General features: G+C 48.8%; 1 protein-coding gene. It reads left to right on the forward strand.

Going from position 1 to position 250, the window contains the following annotated elements; translation table 11 throughout:
• The coding region (locus AAEY88_RS14830; RefSeq protein ID WP_350563619.1) for a hypothetical protein at positions 1 to 250 on the forward strand (250 nt) is incomplete at both ends.

The following is a 250-nucleotide window of genomic DNA, read 5'->3' on the forward strand; positions in this document are numbered from 1 at the left end:
GTATGGAGGTTGGCGCAAGACCGTGATGAGTCATTTAACTCAGTCAATAGTCAGTACTCCAATCGACAAGCTGAAATCAATGCTGTCGATGAGCGTGGCAACTATGCATTGCCTGAGCTTGAACGCTTCGAGTTGCTAGAAGTCGCCAAGCAAGAGCATCTTGATAATATGTGGGCTATGGAGCAAGAGTACGCACTTAGACAGCAATCGCTTGATGAGCAAATGGGTGCGACGCGCGTCGCTATACAGC

This window comes from Psychrobacter sp. CAL346-MNA-CIBAN-0220 (assembly GCF_040309805.1).
GTDB lineage: Bacteria > Pseudomonadota > Gammaproteobacteria > Pseudomonadales > Moraxellaceae > Psychrobacter.